Annotated in this window: 21 protein-coding genes; 10 read left to right on the top strand and 11 right to left on the bottom strand. The window is 35.5% G+C overall.

Annotation, left to right across the window (positions count from 1 at the left end; genetic code table 11):
• Positions 1-231: 231 nt before the first annotated feature.
• A complete protein-coding gene (locus GFO_RS02295; protein ID WP_011708405.1) occupies positions 232-711 on the top strand; it encodes a helix-turn-helix domain-containing protein in 480 nt (159 codons plus the stop codon).
• Positions 712-1346: 635 nt separating this feature from the next.
• Here the strand turns inward: GFO_RS02295 and GFO_RS02290 are convergent.
• Entirely contained in the window at positions 1347-4799 is a 3453-nt protein-coding gene (locus GFO_RS02290) for a methylmalonyl-CoA mutase family protein (RefSeq protein WP_011708404.1), read from the bottom strand.
• A 141-nt stretch (positions 4800-4940) separates the two neighbouring features.
• On the opposite strand from GFO_RS02290, the gene purU reads away from it, so the two are divergent.
• The 3 genes from purU to GFO_RS02275 all read left to right on the top strand — a co-directional run bounded on the left by purU (position 4941) and on the right by GFO_RS02275 (position 6951).
• Positions 4941-5792 carry a formyltetrahydrofolate deformylase gene (gene purU, locus GFO_RS02285; protein WP_011708403.1) on the top strand — a complete coding sequence of 284 codons (852 nt, stop codon included), beginning with the start codon at positions 4941-4943 and terminating at the stop codon, positions 5790-5792.
• 96 nt (positions 5793-5888) lie between these two features.
• Positions 5889-6593 (top strand): DUF4197 domain-containing protein, encoded by a 705-nt coding sequence (locus GFO_RS02280; RefSeq protein ID WP_011708402.1) that lies wholly within the window; start codon positions 5889-5891, stop codon positions 6591-6593.
• A 160-nt stretch (positions 6594-6753) separates the two neighbouring features.
• Positions 6754-6951, top strand: coding sequence for a Lacal_2735 family protein (locus GFO_RS02275; RefSeq protein WP_011708401.1), 198 nt, complete (start codon positions 6754-6756; stop codon positions 6949-6951).
• Here GFO_RS02275 and GFO_RS02270 read toward each other — a convergent pair.
• The 4 genes from GFO_RS02270 to GFO_RS02255 form a co-directional block, all read right to left on the bottom strand.
• The gene (locus GFO_RS02270; protein WP_011708400.1) at positions 6932-7705 is read right to left on the bottom strand and encodes an ABC transporter substrate-binding protein; all 774 of its coding nucleotides are present in this window, start codon (positions 7703-7705) and stop codon (positions 6932-6934) included. The genes GFO_RS02275 and GFO_RS02270 overlap by 20 nt on opposite strands.
• A 9-nt stretch (positions 7706-7714) precedes the next feature.
• Positions 7715-8533 (bottom strand): orotidine-5'-phosphate decarboxylase, encoded by an 819-nt coding sequence (pyrF, locus tag GFO_RS02265; RefSeq protein ID WP_011708399.1) that lies wholly within the window; start codon positions 8531-8533, stop codon positions 7715-7717.
• Between the two features lie 258 nt (positions 8534-8791).
• Positions 8792-9868 carry a peptide chain release factor 1 gene (gene prfA, locus GFO_RS02260; RefSeq protein WP_011708398.1) on the bottom strand — a complete coding sequence of 359 codons (1077 nt, stop codon included), beginning with the start codon at positions 9866-9868 and terminating at the stop codon, positions 8792-8794.
• Positions 9869-9931: 63 nt separating this feature from the next.
• Positions 9932-10657: a lysoplasmalogenase family protein gene (locus GFO_RS02255; protein ID WP_011708397.1), complete on the bottom strand. Its 726-nt coding sequence runs from the start codon at positions 10655-10657 to the stop codon at positions 9932-9934.
• A gap of 431 nt (positions 10658-11088) precedes the next feature.
• On the opposite strand from GFO_RS02255, the gene GFO_RS02245 reads away from it, so the two are divergent.
• On the top strand, positions 11089-11739 hold the full coding sequence (locus GFO_RS02245) for an ATP-binding cassette domain-containing protein (RefSeq protein WP_011708395.1): 651 nt from the start codon (positions 11089-11091) through the stop codon (positions 11737-11739).
• On the opposite strand, the gene GFO_RS02240 is transcribed toward GFO_RS02245, so the two are convergent.
• The 4 genes from GFO_RS02240 to GFO_RS02225 form a co-directional block, all read right to left on the bottom strand.
• Positions 11719-12405 carry a hypothetical protein gene (locus GFO_RS02240; protein WP_011708394.1) on the bottom strand — a complete coding sequence of 229 codons (687 nt, stop codon included), beginning with the start codon at positions 12403-12405 and terminating at the stop codon, positions 11719-11721. The genes GFO_RS02245 and GFO_RS02240 overlap by 21 nt on opposite strands.
• Before the next feature lie 79 nt (positions 12406-12484).
• Positions 12485-13666: an AIR synthase related protein gene (locus GFO_RS02235; RefSeq protein ID WP_011708393.1), complete on the bottom strand. Its 1182-nt coding sequence runs from the start codon at positions 13664-13666 to the stop codon at positions 12485-12487.
• A gap of 124 nt (positions 13667-13790) precedes the next feature.
• Positions 13791-15980, bottom strand: a complete 2190-nt coding sequence (locus tag GFO_RS02230; RefSeq protein WP_011708392.1) for a glutamine synthetase III family protein — start codon at positions 15978-15980, stop codon at positions 13791-13793.
• Between the two features lie 705 nt (positions 15981-16685).
• Positions 16686-17630, bottom strand: a complete 945-nt coding sequence (locus tag GFO_RS02225) for a calcium/sodium antiporter (RefSeq protein ID WP_011708391.1) — start codon at positions 17628-17630, stop codon at positions 16686-16688.
• Between the two features lie 97 nt (positions 17631-17727).
• Here GFO_RS02225 and GFO_RS02220 point away from each other — a divergent pair, with 97 nt between their 5' ends.
• The 5 genes from GFO_RS02220 to GFO_RS02200 all read left to right on the top strand — a co-directional run bounded on the left by GFO_RS02220 (position 17728) and on the right by GFO_RS02200 (position 21483).
• The gene (locus tag GFO_RS02220) at positions 17728-18369 is read left to right on the top strand and encodes a carboxypeptidase-like regulatory domain-containing protein (protein ID WP_011708390.1); all 642 of its coding nucleotides are present in this window, start codon (positions 17728-17730) and stop codon (positions 18367-18369) included.
• A gap of 68 nt (positions 18370-18437) precedes the next feature.
• A complete protein-coding gene (locus GFO_RS02215; RefSeq protein ID WP_011708389.1) occupies positions 18438-18746 on the top strand; it encodes a hypothetical protein in 309 nt (102 codons plus the stop codon).
• 70 nt (positions 18747-18816) lie between these two features.
• Entirely contained in the window at positions 18817-19179 is a 363-nt protein-coding gene (locus GFO_RS02210) for a BlaI/MecI/CopY family transcriptional regulator (RefSeq protein ID WP_011708388.1), read from the top strand.
• On the top strand, positions 19179-21263 hold the full coding sequence (locus GFO_RS02205) for a M56 family metallopeptidase (protein ID WP_011708387.1): 2085 nt from the start codon (positions 19179-19181) through the stop codon (positions 21261-21263). The genes GFO_RS02210 and GFO_RS02205 overlap by 1 nt, the downstream gene beginning before the upstream one ends.
• Before the next feature lie 67 nt (positions 21264-21330).
• Positions 21331-21483, top strand: coding sequence for a hypothetical protein (locus tag GFO_RS02200; RefSeq protein WP_011708386.1), 153 nt, complete (start codon positions 21331-21333; stop codon positions 21481-21483).
• On the opposite strand, the gene GFO_RS02195 is transcribed toward GFO_RS02200, so the two are convergent.
• Complete coding sequence (locus tag GFO_RS02195; protein ID WP_011708385.1) at positions 21480-21995, bottom strand: adenine phosphoribosyltransferase; 516 nt, start codon at positions 21993-21995, stop codon at positions 21480-21482. The two genes, GFO_RS02200 and GFO_RS02195, sit on opposite strands and share 4 nt — an antisense overlap.
• A 9-nt stretch (positions 21996-22004) precedes the next feature.
• Positions 22005-22658, bottom strand: coding sequence for a DUF2461 domain-containing protein (locus GFO_RS02190; RefSeq protein ID WP_011708384.1), 654 nt, complete (start codon positions 22656-22658; stop codon positions 22005-22007).
• Between the last annotated feature and the right edge of the window lie 298 nt (positions 22659-22956).

The raw sequence follows: 22956 nt of genomic DNA, 5'->3' as shown, positions 1-22956 counted from the left end.
AGAAGTAGAATTATATTATAGAAATCAGAATAAACTTCAACCTTAATGTTACAATCTGCCTGATAATTTTCCACTCGACTTCAAATCTGGATTTCGAAATATTACAATATAATTTCTAAACCTTTATCCCATCGATTGCTATGTATTACATCTTGATTGATAATTCACTATCTTTGCTGCCAACTTCACCGGGAAATTTAAAAATTGAAGTTCAACTTTAGTTATTAAAAAATGAGTGATCATTGGAAAACGCATCCTAATTTTGAGGGTCTACAGATTAAAGCGGATGGATCTAAAATAAAATACAAAGGAAAATTACTTAATATCAAGATCCACAAGGGTAAAACAGGGAAACTGATGAAAAAGGTTAGTTTTAACCGTTCTCAATATTCAGTTCCTAAATTAATACTCGAAACATATGGTGAACCGATGCCGGAAGGGCGCCATTATGCTACCTACAAAGATGGAAATATAGAAAACCTACATCCGGACAATCTTTATTGGAACAAAACTCATATAATTACCAAAGAAAGAAAGTTCGAGAATGATCTTAAATCAAGTAAGCTAACTAAAGATCAAACTTATTCAGCATTTGTAAGCCACTCAAAAGGAATTCCTATTTCTAAAATAGCTGAGAATTATAAAGTGTCAGATATGACAGTTTACCGCGCGATTCAACGTTTAAAAAGAAAAATTGAGAATAATAATTAAGTTTTCAGAAGTTTGAAACCGGTCATCCTGAATTTATTCCAGGATCCTAACCAATAAATTTCAGCATTAATTAGAAGCTGAAACAAGTTCAGCTTGACGAAATATAAACTCTTTAGATAGCTTCCTGGCTTTCAGAATTCAGGTGTTCATTTATAACCCGATTTTAATTCTGGCTCTTAAGAAATTTTTTGTTTTATAAGAGATTCCTCACTCCGCTATCGCTTCGTTCTGAATGACAAATTTCGGAAATCAGCTCTTAGCTACACCAGTACGCTCATCGAGATAAATAATTCGACCTCAGGTAAGCTTTTTCGCCCAATAAATATATCCATTTTCGAAAAAAGGAGCCAGGTTGCGCTGTCCCTATCTTAATAACCATTTGACCTATCCTATCGTTCAATAATAAAAAACCCCACAGATTTTTAAAATCTGTGAGGTTTAAATTAAACTATCACTCTCTATAAAATTTTTGTTTTCCCTAAAGATTCTTTAAAAAAAAATTAGATCCCGATTACGCTGCGCTCATCGGGAGATACATGTGAATAGCTATAAGTATGAGATCCTGAAAATAAATTTCAGGATAAGCAGCCTGCACGGCTTTTCATTCATTTCATTCTGAAAAGCCGGCGATCTGCTTACATATTTCTTCTGTACTGTCCTCCTACTTCAAATAAAGCATAGGTAATCTGCCCCAGGGAGCACACTTTGGTAGCTTCCATCAATTCTTCGAAAAGATTCTCATTATTTACCGCAGCTTTTTTAATCTTCTCCAGAGTTGCATCAGCCTTAGATTCTTTTGCCTTATGCAAGGTCTCTAAAGTTTTAATCTGATGTTCCTTTTCTTCTTCTGTAGCCCTAATCACCTCACCCGGAGTAACTGTTGGAGATCCGGTAGAACTCAAAAATGTATTTACCCCGATAATCGGATAATCCCCATTATGTTTTAAAGTTTCATAATAAAGACTTTCCTCCTGGATCTTACCACGCTGGTACATAGTTTCCATCGCTCCAAGAACCCCTCCTCTTTCAGTAATTCTATCAAATTCAGTAAGTACAGCTTCTTCTACAAGATCTGTAAGTTCTTCAATAATAAATGAACCCTGAATTGGATTCTCATTCTTGGTAAGACCTAACTCTTTATTGATAATAAGCTGAATAGCCATCGCTCTTCTTACGGAAGCCTCGGTAGGAGTTGTAATCGCCTCGTCATACGCATTTGTATGCAAGGAATTACAGTTGTCATAGATCGCATAAAGCGCCTGAAGTGTGGTTCTTATATCGTTAAAATCGATTTCCTGCGCATGTAAAGATCTTCCTGAAGTCTGAATATGATATTTCAGCATTTGAGCCCGGGAATTCGCCCCATATTTATGCTTCAATGCTTTAGACCAGATTCTCCTGGCAACACGGCCAATTACCGCATATTCCGGATCTACCCCGTTGGAAAAGAAGAATGATAAATTCGGACCGAATTTGTTGATATCCATTCCGCGGCTTAAATAGTATTCTACATAGGTAAAGCCATTAGCTAAAGTAAATGCTAACTGAGTAATTGGATTTGCACCTGCTTCCGCAATATGATATCCTGAAATTGAAACGGAATAGAAGTTCCTTACTTTTTCTTCAATGAAATATTCCTGAACATCCCCCATTAATCTCAAGGCAAATTCAGTAGAGAAAATACAGGTGTTCTGCGCCTGATCTTCTTTTAAAATATCTGCCTGCACGGTTCCACGAACCACATTTATGGTTTCAATTTTTATCTTTTCATAAACATCCTTCGGTAAAATCTGGTCCCCAGTCAAACCTAAAAGCATCAATCCAAGACCATCGTTTCCTTCCGGAAGCTCTCCTTTATAAGAGGGACGATCTATATCATTGTTGTCATAAAGCTCTTTTAGCTTTGCTTCCACTTTATCTTCAAGTCCGTTTTCTTTAATGTACTTTTCACAATTCTGATCTATGGCTGCATTCATAAAAAATCCAAGTAACATTGGCGCAGGACCGTTTATGGTCATACTAACCGAAGTCATCGCATCTGCAAGATCAAAACCTGAATATAATTTCTTCGCGTCATCCAGGCAACAAATTGAAACCCCGGAATTACCAATTTTTCCGTGGATATCCGGCCTGTGATCCGGATCGTTTCCGTAAAGCGTTACCGAATCGAATGCTGTAGAAAGACGTTTCGCAGGCAAGCCTTTACTTACATAATGAAAACGCCTGTTTGTTCTTTCCGGTCCGCCTTCGCCTGCAAACATTCTTGTTGGATCTTCTCCTGTTCTTTTGAAAGGATAAAGTCCTGCGGTATACGGAAATTCTCCCGGCACATTCTCCTGAAGACACCACAAAAGAATATCTCCCCAGGCCTTATATTTTGGTAAGGCTACTTTTGGAATCTGGGTATGAGAAAGTGATTCTGTATGAGTATCGATCTTGATCTCTTTATCGCGCACCTTAAAACTATAAACGGGTTCCCTGTATTTGGTCACTTTATCGTTCCAGGCCAGGATCATTTCCCAGTTGTACGGATCAAGATCCATCTTGGTCTTATCAAATTCAGCAAAAAGCAATTTTAAAAAATCGTGATTATCGTCATTCTGAACTTGTTCCATGATCTCATCTGCATCCAGGCCATTTTTGTCAAGATAAGACGTCTCGACTGCGCTCGACGTAATATTAGCTACAGAAAGTATGGTCTTATAAATTCCGTAAAGCCTTTGGGCAACATCCACCTGAGCATTTGCTTTTTCATCATAACCTCTATTATTTTCAGCGATTTCAGAAAGATAACGAGTACGTTTTGGTGGAATCACAAAGATCTTTTCGCTCATTTCTTCGGAAATTTCGAAAGTCGAGGAAAGTCCGGATTTGGTCTTTTCATCCACTTCATCCATGATGCTTTTATAAAGCGTATTCATCCCGGGATCATTGAACTGTGAGGCGATAGTCCCGAAAACAGGAAGTGTTTCAGCATCTGAATGCCATAATTGGTGATTACGCTGATATTGCTTTTTCACATCTCTTAACGCATCCTGAGCTCCACGTTTATCGAATTTATTGATTGCCACTAAATCGGCAAAATCAAGCATATCAATTTTCTCCAGCTGTGTAGCTGCACCAAATTCAGGAGTCATCACATATAGAGAAACATCTGAATGATCTAAAATTTCGGTATCACTCTGTCCAATTCCTGATGTTTCCAGAATAATTAGATCGTAATTAGCCGCTTTAAGTACATCTACGGCCTCCGCCACATATTTCGAAAGGGCCAAATTCGCCTGTCTTGTTGCCAGAGAGCGCATATACACACGCTCGTGATTAATAGAATTCATTCGAATTCTATCTCCCAAAAGAGCGCCTCCGGTTTTTTTCTTAGAAGGATCTACGGAAACTATTCCAATATGTTTATCCGGGAAATCAACCAGGAAGCGACGAACAAGTTCATCTACCAGGCTGGACTTACCTGAACCACCAGTACCGGTAATACCCAACACAGGTGGATTTTGGGTTTTAAAAGATTCTTTATCGAAGAAATTTTTAAATTCCTCATGCCTGTTTTCTGCAAGAGAAATAAGTCTTGAAATTGTATTTACATTTTTATTCTTCAAGTTTTCCTGAACTTTTTCAGGCTCCTGTAAAGATGGAACTTCATTATCAACCCTCTTGATCATATCGTTGATCATGCCCTGCAGTCCCATTTCTCTACCATCATCTGGGGCATAAATACGATCTATCCCATAATCCATCAATTCTTTGATCTCATCTGGCAGGATTACTCCGCCTCCACCACCAAAGATCTTGATGTGTCCGGCACCTTTCTCATTGAGTAGATCATACATATATTTAAAATACTCGGTATGCCCGCCTTGATAAGAAGTCATTGCAATGGCCTGAGCATCTTCCTGAATTGCACAATTCACAACCTCTTCCACACTACGGTCATGGCCAAGGTGAATTACCTCAACACCGGTTGCCTGAATAATTCGGCGCATGATGTTAATCGCGGCATCATGCCCGTCAAATAGGGAAGCGGCGGTTACAATTCTTATTTTATTTTCAGGTTTATAAGGATTTTGTTGTTCCATTTCTAATTCTAAGTATTTTTTGGAGCTGCAATTTACGAAAATTGTAAAAGTTAGCCGCCTTCTTTGAGGATAGTATAAAATTAATCGAATGCCAATCTAACTAGTTGGAAATGTTTAATTTTAGTCTGCAAAATATGTTGCATGCCAAAACTTACATTGCTTATCCATTGCCCGGATACTTCCGGGATTATAGCCGCAGTCACCTCCTTTTTTCATCAGCGTAAAGGTAATATAATCTATATAGACCAATATGTGGACTTAGAAAATCAAACCTTTTTTATGCGCCTGGAATGCGAATTTAATCATCAGATAAGTTTTGATGATGTCAAAGCGCATTTCAAAAAGGATCTTGGTAATCCCTATAAAATGTCCTGGCATATGTTCGGAGCTGAATCTAAGCTAAAAATGGCCATTTTAGTATCTAAGTATGATCATTGTTTATATGACATTTTAGGAAGGTACAGATCTGGTGAACTTAATGTGATTATTCCGTTAATTCTAAGTAATCATAAAGATTTAGAACCCGTGGCTAAAAGTTTCAATATTCCTTTCTACCATATCCCGGTATTAAAAGATAAAAAGGAAGAAGCTGAAACCCAGCAACTGGAATTGTTGAAAAAGGAAAATATAGATTTTATCGTTCTGGCTCGTTATATGCAAATTATCTCCGGAAATCTGATCAAAAGATTTCCCAACCAGATTATTAATATTCACCATTCCTTTCTACCAGCTTTTGCCGGAGCGAAACCATATCATTTTGCTTATAAAAGAGGAGTGAAAATAATTGGCGCAACCAGCCATTATGTGACTGATGAATTGGATGCAGGACCTATTATTGAACAAGATATTACCAGAATTTCTCATAGCCATTCGGTAAAGGACCTCATCTTAAAAGGAAGAGATCTGGAAAAAATAGTTCTTGCCAGGGGAATCAAACTACACCTGGAAAGAAAAACACTTGTGTATAATAACAGGACGGTTGTTTTTACTTAATTCCAGCTTATAAACCTTTTAAGTTTTAGTATTATTATAACTATTCATAAGAAATACTTTTAATTGGAGAGTCTATATTTGAAAAAACTACTCAAAATGAAAAAGATCATCGCTTTTGCCAGTATTCTCGTATTAACTTCCTGTGCTGAATTACAGCAAATTGCCTCTCAATTACCGCAGGAATACGGAGTAAGCAATTCTGAAATTAACTCCGGTCTAAAGCAGGCTTTACAATTTGGTATTGACAAAGAAGTAACGAACCTGGCTAAAGAAAATGGTTTTTTTAGTAATGAATTGGTAAGGATTAGCCTCCCTCCGGAACTTCAGAAAGTTGATAAAACCTTGCGGGATGTTGGTTTAGACGCTTTAGCAGATGAAGGCCTAAAAGTTCTTAACCGAGCTGCAGAAGACGCTGTGAGCGAAGCTATACCGGTTTTTGCAGATGCAGTAACAAAAATAACTTTTGCTGATGCAAGAAATATTTTACTAGGTTCTGATGATGCTGCAACCCAATATCTTTCAGGTAGAACCCAGCAGGAACTGTATACCAGGTTCAATCCTATTATTAGCAATTCTCTGGATAAGGTTGGTGCAACTCAGGTATGGAAAAATATTATTCAGAAATACAATTCGTTGCCAATCACTTCAAATGTAAATCCAGATCTTCCAGATTATGTAACAAATGAAGCACTTGACGGAGTTTTTGTGATGATCGCACAAGAAGAAAAAGATATAAGAAATACCTTATCTGCCAGGACTACAGATCTTTTACAAAAAGTATTTGCGCTTCAGGATAAATAATATTTTTCTTACAATATTTAATTTTTTAACAGTTATTGCTAAGAATCGCTTCTTTTTTACAATAAGCTTAACTGCTTTTTATAACATTCTAAGCTAATGCTACCTTAAGTTTGTAATGTGAAAATGATTTAATGTCGAATTAGAGAATACAAAACTCCCTATGTTTAGAATCTTTGAAAATAAAACCAGAGAAGAGCTCTTATGCAGCAAATATTCAAGGTTGATGCATCGAGCTTATAAAATCGCTTTAATTGATAAAGAGAAAAGTGATCAATTAAATAATAGAGCCAGAAAAATTTTAGCCGAGTTACGAAGAATGAATTGCGATATGATCGAGGCTAAACGTGAAACTGCTTGAAATAATCCATTGCTTCCAATAGCCGGCTTCCATACCAGCTAAAATATTCCCCATCCACTATTTTCACCTTACCGGCAAATTTTTCAAATTTTGCTCTATGTTCTTCCTTAAAAGGAAAAGGTTCTGATGATAATAAACAAAGATCAACACGAAAGGCTTTTAATTCCTGTAGATTAGTTTCCGGATATCTCTCCTTTTTATAAACATTCCTGAAATTGTTCAACTTCAACATCTCATTTATAAAAGTTTTATTTCCAGCAACCATCAATGGTTCATTCCAGATAAAATAGGCGACATCCTGTATTGGAGAATTAGCGACTAACTCCCTTAAAGAATTCTCTTTTTTTTCTATAGAACTGACAAGTGTTTTTGCCAGGGATGAACAATTAAAGATCTTACCATATTGTTCTATAAGACTGTATGAATCAGTTAGGCTGGCCACATCAGATACATGAACCGGTGCGATTTTCTCCAGTTCCTCTACCATTTCTTTTGTGTTTTCTTCTTTATTACAAAGAATAATATCGGGTTCCAGCTCCCTAACTTTCCTAAAGTTCACCTTCTTGGTTCCCCCAACACTCTTTTTAACCCGCTTTAGATATGTTGGATGTACACAGAAATGAGTGATTCCAACAATAGATTTCTCCAAACCAAGATCAACAAGAAGTTCTGTCTGGCTGGGGACAAGAGAAATAATTTTCTTTGGAGTTTCTTTCAGTTCAATTGTTCTTCCTAACTGATCCTGAATCTGCATAATATGAAGTTATAGTTTTTCGAGTTCCGAAGCCATTTGATTTTGCATAGCTTCCGCCTTAGCGCCTGCAATTTCTGCAAAATTTGAGGAATCTGAAGCGTAAATAATTTTTCTGGAGGAGTTTATAAGTAGTCCCACGTTTTTGGTCATACCATATTTACAAACTTCTTCCAGGCTACCACCTTGTGCTCCAACACCCGGTACCAACAGGAAATTCTCCGGAATAATTTTTCTTATTTCGGCCAGATATTCAGCTTTGGTAGCGCCAACTACATACATTAGGTTTTCAGAATTCTGCCAGTTCTTTGAAGTTTCAATAACCTTTTTATAAAGTTCTTTATCGCCTGTTTTCAAAGTCTGAAAATCAAAGGCACCTTCATTAGAAGTCAAAGCCAGTAAAATGGTATGTTTATTAGTGAACTCAAGAAATGGCTCCACAGAATCCTTCCCCATATAAGGCGCTACCGTAATAGAATCGAAGCCGAGATCCTCAAAAAAAGCTTTGGCATACATTCGCGAAGTATTCCCAATATCACCACGCTTTGCATCTGCAATTGTGTACAGATCTGGATATTCAGCATGCAAATATTCTATTGTTTTTTTCAGTGCTTTCCAGCCATCAACACCAATAGCTTCATAAAATGCAATATTTGGCTTGTAGGCTACACAATATTGATGGGTAGCATCAATAATCGCCTTATTAAAACTGAAAACAGGATCTTTTTCTGAAAGTAAATACGTGGGTATCTTATCAAGATCGGTATCTAAACCCACACATAGAAAGGATTGCTTTTTAAGTATTTGTTCGGTAAGCTCCTGTGATGTCATGTTATCAGTTATCAGTTATCAGTTATCAGTTATCAGTTATCAGTTATCAGTTATCAGTTATCAGTTATCAGTTATCAGTTATCAGTTATCAGTTATCAGAAAATAAAATTTTAATCATAGCCCAGAAAACTTTGTTCACAACTTTTCACTCTTCACTCTTCACTCTTCACTCTTCACTCTTCACTCTTCACTCTTCACTCTTCACTCTTCACTCTTCACTCTTCACTCTTCACTCTCCACTTTTCACTTTTCACTTTACTAAATAGTATCTGAATTCTCTTTTAACTTTTCTGTATTTTCAGCGAGTTGTAACTCATCGATAATCTTCTGAATATCCCCGTTAATGATATTAGAAAGGTCGTACAGCGTTAGGTTTATACGGTGATCGGTAACACGGCTTTGCGCATAGTTATAGGTCCTGATCTTCGCACTACGGTCTCCACTGGAAACCATGCTATTTCTCTTGGCCGCATCTGCTTCCATCTTTTTAGCAAGTTCCATTTCGTACAATCTTGAACGAAGTACTCGAAATGCCTTTTCCTTGTTCTTATGCTGCGATTTTTGATCCTGACACTGTGCTACCAGACCTGTTGGCTCATGGGTAAGCCTTACTGCAGAATAGGTTGTGTTTACCGACTGTCCGCCAGGTCCTGAAGAACAGAAGTAATCTATTCTCACCTCTTTTGGATCTATCTCCACGTCAAATTCTTCAGCTTCCGGTAAAACCATCACAGTTGCTGCGGAGGTATGAACACGCCCCTGAGTTTCGGTTTGAGGAACACGTTGTACCCGATGCACACCGGCTTCAAACTTCATGGTGCCATAAACATCATCTCCAGAAACTTCAAATATCATCTCCTTGAATCCTCCACTGGTTCCTTCGCTAAAATCAACAATATTATGACTCCAACCTCTACCTTCAACATATTTGGTATACATACGGTATAGGTCACCCGCAAAAATACTTGCTTCATCCCCTCCTGTACCGGCACGAATCTCCATCACGATATTCTTTCCATCTTCAGGATCTTTAGGAATAAGCATCATCCTTATCTTATCTTCAAGTGCTGGAAGTTGGCCCTTAGCCTCATCTAGCTGAAGCTTTGCCATTTCAGTCATTTCAGGATCACTTCCGTCTGAAATGATCTCTTCAGCTTCCTGAATATTATCAGTGATACTGATATATTTTTCACGCTCGTCCATCAAAGCCCGAAGGTCCTTATATTCTTTATTTAATTCAATATATCGCTTCTGGTCTGATATTACATCCGGCTGAATAATCAAATCGTTCACCTCATCAAACCGTTGCTTTACGATATTAAGTCTCTCAATCATATAATACTACTGAATTTAGGATAGCAAATTTACGATAATTTGCCTGAAATTTTATAGAAAGCTTTAAAGGCTTTCTAATTCTGCAACAGGCTTGTGGCTTCTGGCAAAAGAAGCAAATTTTACAAGACCTGCAATCCCCAGAATATAGAAAAATCTATCAGGATAGTAAAATTCATAAAATTCCAGATAATACGCAATAAATGAGGTAATATCAGAAAACACCAGAAAGAGCGTCGCCGCGGTAAAATAAAAGGAAGTTGTATCAGAATATCTGTTACTATAAGAGATCGCAGTGATTACCATAGTGATCATCGAGATTCCGTATGCATAGAAAAGAATATTCAAGCCGGGGTACATATATTGGTACGGAATCATATCTACCAATAGATAAAGCATTCCGAGATTCAGAAAAAAAACAACGATAAATAAAATTTTCTGAAATAAATTAGTTTGCAGATTTTTCAACTCCGGCGTGACCACAAAGACCAATAGCAGATAAGCAGAAATTCTCACAAGAAAAGTTCCGGCATTGGTAAGTGGATCTTCATAATTAAATAATCCTAAATCTGAGATTAACAGGAGAAAAAATGCTGCCAACATTCTTTTGCTAAATGTTCCCTGCCAAACTAAAACAATAAAGAGAACAAAAGTACTTATTAAACGGGCCCAGCGGCTTAATTCCAGATCATATGCGAAAATGATATAGAAATTAGCTACTAGCAATATGGCAATGATTGCTGATAGAAATGACTTGGGCAAAATCTTAGTTCTTTTGGTTGTAGCAAACATACGAAACACTTTACAATATGGTTTTCATAAGATTGCCTTACAAAGTAACGATTTCTATCCAATTGGCAGTTCTATAGAATTATGACAATTCCACTGGGTTTTAATATTTTCCTTAAATTCACTTTTATGAGGCTTTTAATGAAACTTGCTTTTAGAACAAAACTCACATTTCTTTTTTACAGAAAATTGATTATTAGTTCATTTGGACTGAGTGTTCTTCTTAGTCTCTTGCGTTATCCTATAGAAGCAATCTTGTGTATCAAGATATTTTTGATAGGCTTAATTTTTATGTATTATCAATTTATAGAATCTAAAGACCAATTGCTTTTTTATAAGAATTTCGGACTTACCCCAGTCGCCATATTCGGGTATTGCCTGTTCTTTGATTTTTTATTGAACATTATAATTTTTAAAATCAGCAAACTTGTTTTATGATCTTTGAACTGGATAATGTTGAATTAAGTTATAAGGATAAACAAATTCTCTACGGAATATATTTAAAAGCGGAAACCGGTAAAATAACGGGTATCTTAGGAAGTAATGGTTGTGGTAAAACCAGTCTGTTAAAAATTTTCTTCGGAAACCTGGCCTGCACCAATAAACTAATTCGAATAGATAAAAAAGCTACCTTAAAAAAACTTTATTCCATAAAAAAAGTAAAGCTATTGTCTCAAACCGATTTTCTGCCAAATACCATTAAACTCAGTAAGTTATTCAGAATTTATGGTGTTTCCTGGCAGAGTATTGTAGAGAAATTTCCAAGTTTCAAAAAATATCATAATTACACCCTTGCCCAATTATCTGGCGGTGAGCGAAGGCTTATCGCTATCTGGTTAAGCATTAAATCTGAGGGTGATCTTGTTCTGCTGGATGAACCTTTTACACATTTAACTCCACTGTATATAGAAATCATTAAAAAAGAACTGCTACTGGAAAAAGAAAATAAAGCAATTATTATAACCGATCATCTATATAACGATCTAATTGAAATCACAGATACTCTATATTTTATTAAGGATGGCTGTTCCAGATTTATAGAGGATTCTTCCGAACTTCAGCAATTAGGATATATTAGCCTCTGAACCAGTAATTTTTTGCGTGGAACCAAACGCCAGCAGAAAACTTATTGCAATAATATTTGCCAGCCTATCTAAATAATAAAATTCTTCAAAATCCAGATAGTAGGCATTATAAAAGAAAATATCAGAGAGTATTAATCCAAAAGAAACGATCACCAGGTAAAAACCAGCTTTGTTCGCATATCTATTTAAGTACGACATACTAACTGCAGCAATTGCTAAAGAAGTAATCCCCAACAAATAAAATAAGATTATGAATATTGGATTCTGATCGCTTTTCGGCAAAGATTTCGCCATTTCATGCAGAAGGTAGATATCTATAGTTATTATAAAAATTGAGATTAGGACAGTAAACAGGTTCAATTTCAACTTTGAAAGGGAAGGCGCTATCAACAGGATAATATTGAGATAGGCCAGAATTCTTACTGTATAAATTATTTTCTTTAAAAAGGGAATTTCGTAATACACAAGCAGCCCATCACAGAGGGCAAGTAGTAAAAAAATAAATAACAGGCGATAATTTGAGAAGTATTTTAAGATATAAATGAGCAGAAAGAGAAAGGTTGCTCCAAATCTAAACCACCTGTCTACATACTCATCCAGAAAATATATAGCCAGAAAATTGGCAGCGATAAGAAAACCCATCAAAAGGTTTAGCCAGAATTTCATTAGAACATTGCTATTAAACTATCAATCCTGTAAATGAAACTCTAAAATTCCAATTAAAAAGGTTAATTAAAAATTTTATTTAACGGTATTCAAAATTCCCGTGAGTACTTTTTATTGTCAGCTTTTTAGTTTCTGAAGCTTCTACTCTACCAATAATTTTCGCGTCTACATTAAAGGACTTTGAAATTTGGATAATTTCAGTAGCAATACTTTCATCTACATAAAGTTCCATACGATGTCCCATATTAAAAACCTGGTACATTTCCTTCCAATCTGTTTTACTTTCCTGTTGGATGAGTTTAAATAAAGGAGGAGTTTCAAAGAGATCATCTTTGATAATATGATTCTTATCTACGAAATGAAGAATTTTTGTTTGAGCTCCACCGCTACAATGCACCATTCCGTCAATTTTTTCACTCCCAATCTTACTCAGGATCTTTTTAACGATGGGTGCATACGTCCTGGTTGGAGAAAGCACCAGTTTACCGGCATCTACCGGACTGTTTTCCACCGAATCGGTAAGTTTTTTAGTTCCGGAATACACCAATTCCTCGGGAATTGAACTATCGAAACTTTCCGGAAATTTTTCAGCTAGAATCTTTGAGAAAACATCGTGACGAGCAGAAGTCAATCCGTTACTACCCATCCCACCGTTATATTCCCTTTCATAAGATGCCTGACCAGAGGAGGATAAGCCTACGATTACGTTCCCCGGCTTAATATTCGCATTATCGATCACTCTGTTTCTAGGCATTCTCGCTGTAACCGTAGAATCTACTATAATAGTTCTAACAAGATCACCAACATCTGCAGTTTCACCACCGGTAGAATGAATTTCAACCCCAAAATCTTTTAATTCTGAAATCAATTCTTCTGTTCCATTAATAATTGCAGAAATGACTTCCCCCGGAATAAGGTTCTTATTTCTGCCAATGGTAGAAGAAAGCAGAATATTATCTGTCGCACCCACACAAAGTAGATCATCTATATTCATAATAAGAGCGTCCTGAGCAATTCCTTTCCAAACAGAAATATTCCCGGTTTCTTTCCAGTACATGTAGGCTAAAGAAGATTTCGTGCCGGCACCATCGGCATGCATAATCAAACAATGATCTTCGCTGCCTGTTAAGTGATCTGGAACGATCTTACAAAAAGCCTTTGGAAAAAGACCTTTATCTACATTTTTAATCGCATTATGCACATCTTCTTTCCCTGCAGAAACACCTCTTCCAGAATATCGCTTACTTACTTCTTTGCTCATGACTTTTACTTAGAGTTTTCAAAGATAATTAGTTTAAACACTTCTGATAAAAAATCAGGTATTTTTAAATATAAAAAGCCACGTTTTTAGCGTGGCTTTTTTTCGAAATTCAGTTTAACAAGAATTACTTCGTAAAAAGCAACTCTCTGTATTTAGCCAATGGCCAAAGTTCATCATCAACTAATAATTCCAGTTTATCACAATGGTATCTTATTTCTTCAAAATAAGGTTTCACATTATCACAATAAGAAAATGCTTTTTTCTCTGCATCATCTTCAATCTTATTAGCAACTTTACGAGCTTCGATCATTGCGTTTACATTAGAATTGATTCCGGCGATATGAGCAGAAATACTTTCTATAATCTCCAGTTGCTCCTTGGCATGTCTGGTAAAATCTTCGGCGTAGATCTCCTTAAGTCCGCGTACGTTTTCAATTAAAAGATTTTGATAGCGTACCGCTGTTGGGATCACATGATTCCTCGCAATATCTCCAATAATTCGACCTTCAATCTGGATCCTCATGGTGTACTCCTCAAGTTCAATCTCGTGACGAGCTTCAACTTCCACCTTGTTCATTACTCCAAGCTCTTCATATAATTTAAAAGCTTTTTTGCTAACCTGGGCTTTTAGTGCCTGTGGAGTTGTACGGTTATTACTCAAACCACGCTTCTCTGCTTCTTTCTCCCAGGCTTCTCCATAACCATCACCCTCAAATCTAATTTTCTTGGATTTCTTGATGTATTCTCTAAGAACATTGAAGATAGCATCATCCTTTTTCATTTTCTTATCCTTAATAAGCTTATCTACTTCAACTTTAAAATCTTTAAGTTGTTTAGCAACGATACTATTAAGTACTGTCATCGCATTTGCACAATTGGCAAGAGAACCTACTGCACGAAATTCAAATTTATTTCCGGTAAAGGCAAAAGAAGAAGTACGGTTTCTATCTGTATTATCACGAAGAATTTCCGGAATCTTACCAACTACATTTAACTTAAGGTCTGTTTTCTCTTGTGGAGAAAGTTTGCCATCAGTAACTTTTTCAAGTTCATCCAGTACTTTCGTTAATTGAGAACCAATGAAAACTGAAATAATAGCTGGTGGAGCTTCATTTGCCCCTAAACGATGGTCGTTAGATGCACTAGCGATACATGCCCTCAATAATTCTTCATTATCATAAACCGCTTTAATCGTGTTTATAAAAAAAGTAAGAAACTGCAGGTTTTTCATTGGAGTTGAACCTGGAGAAAGCAAATTTGTACCCGTATCTGTTGCTAAAGACCAGTTATTATGCTTACCACTACCATTGATTCCGGCAAATGGCTTTTCATGCATTAACACACTCAAATGATGTCTTTCCCCAACTTTCTTCATCACATCCATTATCAAGGAATTGTGATCTACCGCCAGGTTTGCCTCTTCGAATATAGGTGCCAGCTCAAACTGATTTGGCGCTACTTCGTTGTGACGTGTTTTTACAGGTATACCCAATTTCATACATTCTATCTCAAGATCCATCATAAAGGCGATAGCTCTTGAAGGAATTGATCCGAAGTAATGATCGTCTAATTGTTGTCCTTTTGCAGGAGAATGCCCAAGTAGCGTTCTTCCTGTAAGAGTTATATCTGGTCTTGAAGCTACAAGAGCAGAATCAATAAGAAAGTATTCCTGCTCCCATCCAAGAGTAGCATTTACTTTCTTTACATTTTTATCAAAATATTTTACAACATTCGTAGCTGCACTATCAATAGACTGAAGTGCTCTTAATAATGGAGTCTTATTATCCAGTGCTTCTCCAGTATATGAAACAAATATCGTTGGAATACACAGGGTTGTTCCCCATATAAAAGCAGGAGAAGTTGGATCCCATGCAGTATAACCACGAGCTTCAAAAGTATTTCTTATTCCTCCACTAGGAAAACTGGAAGCATCCGGTTCCTGTTGTACTAACTGGCCACCGCCAAATTTTTCAATCGCAAGACCATCGCCCAAGGGCTCAAAGAAAGAATCATGTTTTTCTGCAGTAGTTCCTGTTAATGGCTGGAACCAGTGAGTATAATGAGTAACTCCTTTAGAAATAGCCCATTCTTTCATTCCGGTAGAAATATGATCGGCTACGTTACGGTCAATTTTCCTCCCCGTACGCATAGCTTCTGTCACATTCTCATAAGCCTCTTTGGTAAGAAACTGTCTCATTACCGTTTCATTAAAGACATTGCTTGAAAAGATCTCAGACCTTCTTGCAGGTTCTGTAATCTTAACTGGTTTTCTGTTTAGAGCTTCTTTTAAAGCTTGAAATCGTAAAGTTGACATATATACTGTAGTATTTAATTTTTAAAAATTCAAGTGACAAATTTAAAAAAATTTTTATTAACCTATCTAAATCAGGGGTCTTATAACAAATAAATGTGATATTATTAAAAACACCCCCTAATTTTTATGAGTTTTTAAATATAAGTTAAATAAAACCAAAATGATTCAGGAATAATTTGCGGCGTAATACTTCTATATTGAATTTTTATCCAACAAAAATCAGTAGAAATGATAAATAGCATCTCAAAAAACTGAATTACAATACTATATGATTACAAAACTGAAAAGAACCGTTTTTCAACTCTAAATATTCTTAAAAGTTGAATTACTAATGATAAAATACATTCTGCGAAAAACTGAAGATAATTTTAGAATTGGATATCCGGTTTTGTCCTATCGTTGTTTCGTCAACCTGAATTTATTTCAGGTTCTCAAGCAATCTTAATGATTCTTAGTTTTATGAGATTCTGAAACAATCCCGATAGTTATCGGGACAGAATGACGCCATTTATGATTTTATAGTACTTTCAGAATAATTTGAATTAAAAAGACATAATGAAAGTATTGGAAAGATCATAGACCATTTCAAACGCTACGTTTGTAAACTGATATTGAAAATCATCCGAAAAATAACTATCAGAAAAGTGAACCAGGCATATTAATACTGAAGGAAAAAATTATGAGTTTATATTTCCCAGTCTTATTTTAGGTAATGGTAAGCACGATAAAAACTGAATACCCCACAATTAAAGCGAAGCCCTCTTTTCTACCCATCTCAGACATCTTCGGGATTAAAAGCATTGGCAAAAGAATAAAAGCGATCCCCAACATCCAGAACATATCATTTGTAAGAATTGCTGATGATTGTACTACTATGGGTTTTACTAATGCTGTTAGTCCAAGTACAGAGGCTATATTGAAAATATTAGATCCTATTAAGTTTCCTAATGAAATTGCTTTCTCCTTTTTCATAGCGGCAATTAATGAAGCTGCAAGTTCAGGAACACTGGTGCCCACGGCGATGATCGTTACAGATACAACACGTTCGCTAATCCCTAACTGAGTTGCCAGGTCTACAGCTCCTTTCACCAAAAGTTCAGAACCACCCCAAAGTGCAAAAATTCCAATTAGAAGCCATATTGTCATTTTAAAGCCACGAACCTGGCGCAACGACTCATCTACTTCTTCAACAACCACCTTATCTTTTCGTCGCGAACGTTTAATTAATATAAAGAGATAAGCTGCCAGACCAAGCAGTAAGGCGCCACCTTCGATCCTTGATAATTCATTATTACTCAACAGAAAAAAGTAGAGGACAATAGAAAAAATCATCATTACCGGCCAGTTAATCCTGTAAAAATCCCGGTCTACCATCAACGGAGAAACCAATGCGGTCAACCCTAAAACCAAACCAATATTAGCAATGTTAGATCCTATTACATTTCCGAGGGAGATATCAGAAAAACCATCTACCGCAGCTTGCAAACTTACCAGCAATTCAGGAGCAGAAGTGGCAAAAGAAACTACCGTTAGTCCTATTACCATTCTGGAAATATTCAATTTAAGAGAAAGTGCTACCGATGATCGTACCAAAAACTCCCCTCCTATTACCAACAACACAAAACCTATGAGTAAGTAAACAATGCTCATAAAAATTAATTTTTAGCGAAGATAACATTAAACTTAAATCTAACGAATAGGAAAGGAAATTTGAATTAACTATAATTGTAGTTACATAATTTAAGGCATGGCCAAAGCACTACTATCCCGATCTCTATTTATTTTTTTTATACTTTTCTCTATTCCAACATTTGCCCAGTTAAAAATTTCCGGAAATGTTTATAACGCCAAAGATTCAACAGCTGTTTTTGGGGCTTCGGTTTATTTAGACGGTACCAGTATAGGAACTTCTACCCGCGATGATGGAAGATTCAGCTTAAACTTAAAGAAAAGTTTTCAAGCCAATATGATCATAAGCTCCATTGGTTTCGAACCAATTAAAATTGCTAACATCTCTCAATATTCAGGAAAAAGTTTTAAGGTTTATATTAAAGAAAAGAAGGAAAGTTTAGAGACCGTCTACCTAGAAGCTGATCCCTGGTCCAGAGAAAAAAAGTTAAGGATCTTTAGACAACAGTTTTTAGGAAGTGATCGCAGTGCCGATAATTGCAAAATACGTAACCAGGATGATTTAAACCTACGATATAGTCCTTCAAAGAATATTCTGTTTGCATCTGCCGATAAAGAGTTGATTATTGAAAATAGTGATTTGGGATATATAATAAATTATAACCTTGTTGATTTCAATGTACAATTTAAAACTGATGAAAACGAAAGAGAATGGCCGGTTTCAGTCTACTATGCGGGTACAAGCTACTTTAAGAATTAAGCAAGAAAATTCCCAATAGAATACTACGAAAGCGGAAACGAGCATATTTGGGATCCAGCTTACATTTTATGCGCTCTCTAAAAAATGGGGTTTTAGAAGATCAGGATTTTGAATTATATAGGGATCATAAAAATATTTTAAGAGAAGATATTTTCAAGTTAGATAGCTTATCTGATTATACACAGGTGGAACCACTAGGCAAATTTGTTAGAATTAGATATGATCGCCAGCATTGGAGTAAAATTGTTTTTGATAAAAATTTTATAATCGATGATTACGGAAACTTCTCTCCTACAACCGCTATGACTTTTAGTGGCTTCATGGGCTTTTCAAGAATCTCAAAAATGGTTCCTTTGAATTATCAAATCAATATTTAAACTATTTATGTAGTTTTAAAACTATTTTTTTCGTTATATTTGAAAACAAAAATTATAATATCTAATCTCTATGGAAAAATTAACCAATAAAGAGGAAGAAATCATGCGAGTTCTATGGGATCTGGAAAAAGCATTTGTCAAGGAAGTTATCCCTAAACTAAAAGATCAAAAATTACATTACAATACGGTTTCTACCATCATAAGAAATCTTGAAGAAAAGGGATATGTTTCGTACAAAGCCTTTGGCAAAACCCATCAGTACTTCCCTGTAGTAAGTAAAGAAAAGTACCGAAAGCAGTTTATGAATATGGCTACAAAACGGTTTTTCGACAATTCTTTTAAAAATGTGGTTTCTTATTTCGCAAAGGAGGAAAAAATAAGTGCCGACGAATTAAGGGAAATTCTAGACATTATTGAAAATGAAAAGAAATAATGGAAAGCTTCTTAATTTATATTTTAAAAGCATCTGCCCTGGTTGGAATTTTCTATCTGAGTTATTTATTTCTGCTCAAAAAGGAAACTACATTCCAGTTAAATAGAAGGTATTTGCTTTCTGGATTATTCACTGCAGCAATCCTACCTGCTATATATTTTACCAGAAAAGTATATATCCAGCAGGATCTACAATCTTATAGTTTTGTTGCAAATCCATCAGAGCTGTCTCAAATCCCAATAGAAACACCAATAGATTGGTGGCATATTGCAGGCGTGATCTATTTAATTATTACAGGTTTCTTCATCCTTCGTCTTACTCTTCAGCTAAGCGCTGTTTTAAGAATCCTCAAATCAAATAAATTTTATAAAAAGTCAGGTTTGAAATATCTGGAAATAGCTGAAAATCAATTACCCTTTTCGTTCTTCAATTACATAGTTTTTAATCCTGATAAACATTCCGGTAAAGATTTAGAACTTATTCTTGAGCACGAAAAAGTACATGCAAAGCAACTACACTCTGCAGACATTCTTTTTGTAAACTTCGTGAGTTGTATTCTATGGTTTAATCCGTTTGCCTGGTTATACAAGAAATCGGTTGAACAAAACCTGGAGTTTATTGCCGACCGGGAGACAGTAAACAATGCAACACAAATAAAAGAATATCAGCATGCGCTGGTAAAAGTCTCAATAGCCAATCTCAAACCGGCACTTACTAATCATTTTTATCAATCATTCATCAAAAAACGAATTCTTATGTTAAACAAAAAATCATCAAACCAAAGTCCGACCTGGAAATTAAGCCTGGTAATTCCTCTTATTCTCGCTTTTATGTTACTTTTCAATGTTAAGACGGAAGCACAGGTTGTATCACAAGAAAGAGCTCAGGAAAGTAATGAAGCGACTAAAGAACCTGAAGCTCGAGAGATGGCAGAAACCGAAATTGAAAAAAAGACTGAAACAGAAGAAGCTCCGGAAACTCCTGAAGAAATTGAAGTTGAAATAAAAGAATCTCCTGAAATTAGCCGATCTACAGTACGAACAACTCAAACTCACAAAATCCATCTTTCTGATCTTGGTAATAATCCTCTCTATTTACTGAATGGAAAAAGTATTGAGGCATCAAAACTCAAGAATAAATATATTGCCATAAACTCCAAATTTGAAATTCTTATTGGTGATAAAGCTGTAAACCGTTACGGTAAGGACGCTAAAAATGGTATTATTATCATACCCGACGCAAAGGTGATTAGGAATTTCAACAAAGAAATGAAAAATATCAAAAGTCGTGATGAATTTACTGGTAAGTATATCATGGTGGGAGATAATGGAAAACCAAATTTCATGAGCTTAAATTCTGGTAAGAGTACGGTCCGAGGCCAAGGTGCAATTACCCATAATAGTAATCTAAGAGTCTGGGAATCCAGGACTGAGTCTAATTCTGATAATGTATATGTTGTCGGAAAGAGAGGAACTGGTTCACTTTCTAATAAAAACGGGGGACTTTATAGAACCGAGAATTCGAAATCTATAGAATTTGAATCATCTGGAGATATGCCGATAATTAATTCTGACAAATCAAGGGTTAAGATCATCTCACAGAATGGAGGAGAGCCCATTTATATAATAAATGGTATTGCAGTTGATGAGAGTTTTGATTTAAATACCATCAGCCCTTCCGACATAAGCTCAATGATTGTTCTAAAAGGTGAAAATGCTACCGATAAGTATGGTAAAAAGGCTGAAAATGGAGCTATTCAAATTTTCACGAAAAGTTATGTTGGTAATGAAGAAAAAATATCAAAAGATCCACGATTTTATGCTATTTCCAGTAATACTTCTGATGTTAACCTTAAAGATATTGAGATGAAAATCGAAAAAAATCTTGGTATAAAAGTGAAGTTTTCGGGGATAGAAAGAAATGAGGGCGGAGAAATTACCAGTATTTCTATTTCAGGAGAGAAAGAAGGTCAAAACGTATCGTCCACACTTAATGATTCTGATGGATTAAGAACAATACTTATTGGTCTATCTAAAGATGGCGGAATCGTGATTAGCAACAAAGCTTCAAAAGGCCAGTTTTAATAGCAATTATCATAGGTGGGATTTCATCTGAATCTAATTTTTATTACATTTAGAGGAAATCCTGCAAATGAAGAAAAAATTTTTTAAAGCACTTTCCAAATTTAATAAGGCGGTTTTGCCTAGTTATTCCAAAAAAGGATTGGACCTTCAAAAGGCCAGTAAAGTTCAAATGGCTCTTATTGGATGGAAATTATGGGTTACAAAAAATGCTTTGGATTAAGAGTATTTAATTAAAGAACATACATCATACCCCTTCAGCTTATCTACACCCTTTAAAAATTCGAGTTCAACCAGGAAGTTACACTGAACGATCTCTCCACCACACTTTTCAATTAATTTACAGGTTGCAGCGGCAGTTCCTCCAGTGGCAAGTACATCATCATGCAGTAAAACCTTTTCTCCCTTTTTAATAGCATCTTCATGTATCTCTAAGGAATCACTTCCATATTCCAGATCATAATTTTCCTTATGAGTCCTGTGAGGTAGTTTTCCGGGCTTACGAACGGGTATGAATCCAGCATTTAACTTTTCTGCCAGCATTGTAGCGAAGAAAAAACCACGAGATTCTATTCCAACTACTTTATCAATTTTACCATGAGGTAAGTTTTTCATAAAAAGTTTTACGGCCAGTCGCATCGCTTCAGGATCTAGCAGAAGAGGAGTAATATCTTTATAACTTACTCCTTTTTTTGGAAAATCTGCTATTTCCCTCACATAAGATTTTAATTCCATCTATTACTTTTAAACAGTTACTGCATTATTCAGGTAATTTCGGAAAGGTAGCATTTCCTTATAAATTTCAATAAGCTGCTCTTGAAAATCATCATTTACAATTTCTTTATGGGTAAGGGAATGCATTACCGCAAAACTCTTATTTCTCAAAAGGTCTATATGCTCGTGATCCTTAGAATAAGCTTTTGGCGAAGTTTTTAATTTTTCATCCTCCATCAGCTCTCCAAAAGTATTTTTAAATGATTTTTTATTTAGGATCTTCTTAAATTTTTCACCGTTATAATCTATTGCAGCTCTAATACTATCAAGCATTTCCTTTTTAGGCTTGTATAATCCTCCAGCCACAAAACTTTCATTTATCCCTATATGAATGTAAAAATCACCTTTCCCTTTTTCCTTATCCAAACCAGCTCCAAAATGATCTTTATATACCGGCTTATTTGGATGAAAAAGAAGATTATTATTAATTCTATTAATCGCCTGTTTTCCTGTTGTTGGCGAGTAATCAGGATCTACCTTAGCTAATTTTATATCTAATTGATTTAGCCATTCTATATAGAAATCTCTTACTTCATAATATTCTTTTCTATGTTCATCCATCCATTCCTTATGGTTATTCTTATTGAGATCCCGTAGAAATCCAAACAATTTACAAAAGCTCATTTTTTATTTTTAAAGATATTAAACTGAATGGAATCTCGTAAAAATTGATTCGCGATAATTAAACCTAAGTTTTTGTGCTATACCCATTGTTTCTGAAAATCATTAAAGTATGAAAATTAAAAAATCTATGAGAAAATAACTATTCTGAAGTCCACTGTTTACTGTTAAAAGACAAGAAAAAAATTAGGGATTAATTTTACTTTTTGAAAAAAGAACCTTAATTAATAGTGAAATTTCAATTTCATATAAATTTAGCTGATTAATCACCAAAAACACAAACACCTGTTTATTAGACTTT

It is taken from the genome of Christiangramia forsetii KT0803 (genome assembly GCF_000060345.1).
GTDB lineage: Bacteria > Bacteroidota > Bacteroidia > Flavobacteriales > Flavobacteriaceae > Christiangramia > Christiangramia forsetii.
This window is presented reverse-complemented; position numbering and strand designations above follow the sequence as displayed.

What these genes read in the sequence shown, in the direction of transcription:
- purU (WP_011708403.1), top strand. Translation starts at nt 4,941, where the DNA reads ATGCCAAAACTTACATTGCTTATCCATTGCCCGGATACTTCCGGGATT.
- GFO_RS02255 (WP_011708397.1), bottom strand. Translation starts at nt 10,657, where the DNA reads ATGTTTGCTACAACCAAAAGAACTAAGATTTTGCCCAAGTCATTTCTA.
- GFO_RS02210 (WP_011708388.1), top strand. Translation starts at nt 18,817, where the DNA reads ATGGAAAAATTAACCAATAAAGAGGAAGAAATCATGCGAGTTCTATGG.
- GFO_RS02270 (WP_011708400.1), bottom strand. Translation starts at nt 7,705, where the DNA reads ATGCAGATTCAGGATCAGTTAGGAAGAACAATTGAACTGAAAGAAACT.
- GFO_RS02225 (WP_011708391.1), bottom strand. Translation starts at nt 17,630, where the DNA reads ATGAGCATTGTTTACTTACTCATAGGTTTTGTGTTGTTGGTAATAGGA.
- GFO_RS02290 (WP_011708404.1), bottom strand. Translation starts at nt 4,799, where the DNA reads ATGGAACAACAAAATCCTTATAAACCTGAAAATAAAATAAGAATTGTA.
- GFO_RS02235 (WP_011708393.1), bottom strand. Translation starts at nt 13,666, where the DNA reads ATGAGCAAAGAAGTAAGTAAGCGATATTCTGGAAGAGGTGTTTCTGCA.
- GFO_RS02200 (WP_011708386.1), top strand. Translation starts at nt 21,331, where the DNA reads ATGAAGAAAAAATTTTTTAAAGCACTTTCCAAATTTAATAAGGCGGTT.
- GFO_RS02245 (WP_011708395.1), top strand. Translation starts at nt 11,089, where the DNA reads ATGATCTTTGAACTGGATAATGTTGAATTAAGTTATAAGGATAAACAA.
- GFO_RS02240 (WP_011708394.1), bottom strand. Translation starts at nt 12,405, where the DNA reads ATGAAATTCTGGCTAAACCTTTTGATGGGTTTTCTTATCGCTGCCAAT.
- prfA (WP_011708398.1), bottom strand. Translation starts at nt 9,868, where the DNA reads ATGATTGAGAGACTTAATATCGTAAAGCAACGGTTTGATGAGGTGAAC.
- GFO_RS02220 (WP_011708390.1), top strand. Translation starts at nt 17,728, where the DNA reads ATGGCCAAAGCACTACTATCCCGATCTCTATTTATTTTTTTTATACTT.
- GFO_RS02205 (WP_011708387.1), top strand. Translation starts at nt 19,179, where the DNA reads ATGGAAAGCTTCTTAATTTATATTTTAAAAGCATCTGCCCTGGTTGGA.
- GFO_RS02275 (WP_011708401.1), top strand. Translation starts at nt 6,754, where the DNA reads ATGTTTAGAATCTTTGAAAATAAAACCAGAGAAGAGCTCTTATGCAGC.
- GFO_RS02295 (WP_011708405.1), top strand. Translation starts at nt 232, where the DNA reads ATGAGTGATCATTGGAAAACGCATCCTAATTTTGAGGGTCTACAGATT.
- GFO_RS02280 (WP_011708402.1), top strand. Translation starts at nt 5,889, where the DNA reads ATGAAAAAGATCATCGCTTTTGCCAGTATTCTCGTATTAACTTCCTGT.
- pyrF (WP_011708399.1), bottom strand. Translation starts at nt 8,533, where the DNA reads ATGACATCACAGGAGCTTACCGAACAAATACTTAAAAAGCAATCCTTT.
- GFO_RS02195 (WP_011708385.1), bottom strand. Translation starts at nt 21,995, where the DNA reads ATGGAATTAAAATCTTATGTGAGGGAAATAGCAGATTTTCCAAAAAAA.
- GFO_RS02190 (WP_011708384.1), bottom strand. Translation starts at nt 22,658, where the DNA reads ATGAGCTTTTGTAAATTGTTTGGATTTCTACGGGATCTCAATAAGAAT.
- GFO_RS02215 (WP_011708389.1), top strand. Translation starts at nt 18,438, where the DNA reads ATGCGCTCTCTAAAAAATGGGGTTTTAGAAGATCAGGATTTTGAATTA.
- GFO_RS02230 (WP_011708392.1), bottom strand. Translation starts at nt 15,980, where the DNA reads ATGTCAACTTTACGATTTCAAGCTTTAAAAGAAGCTCTAAACAGAAAA.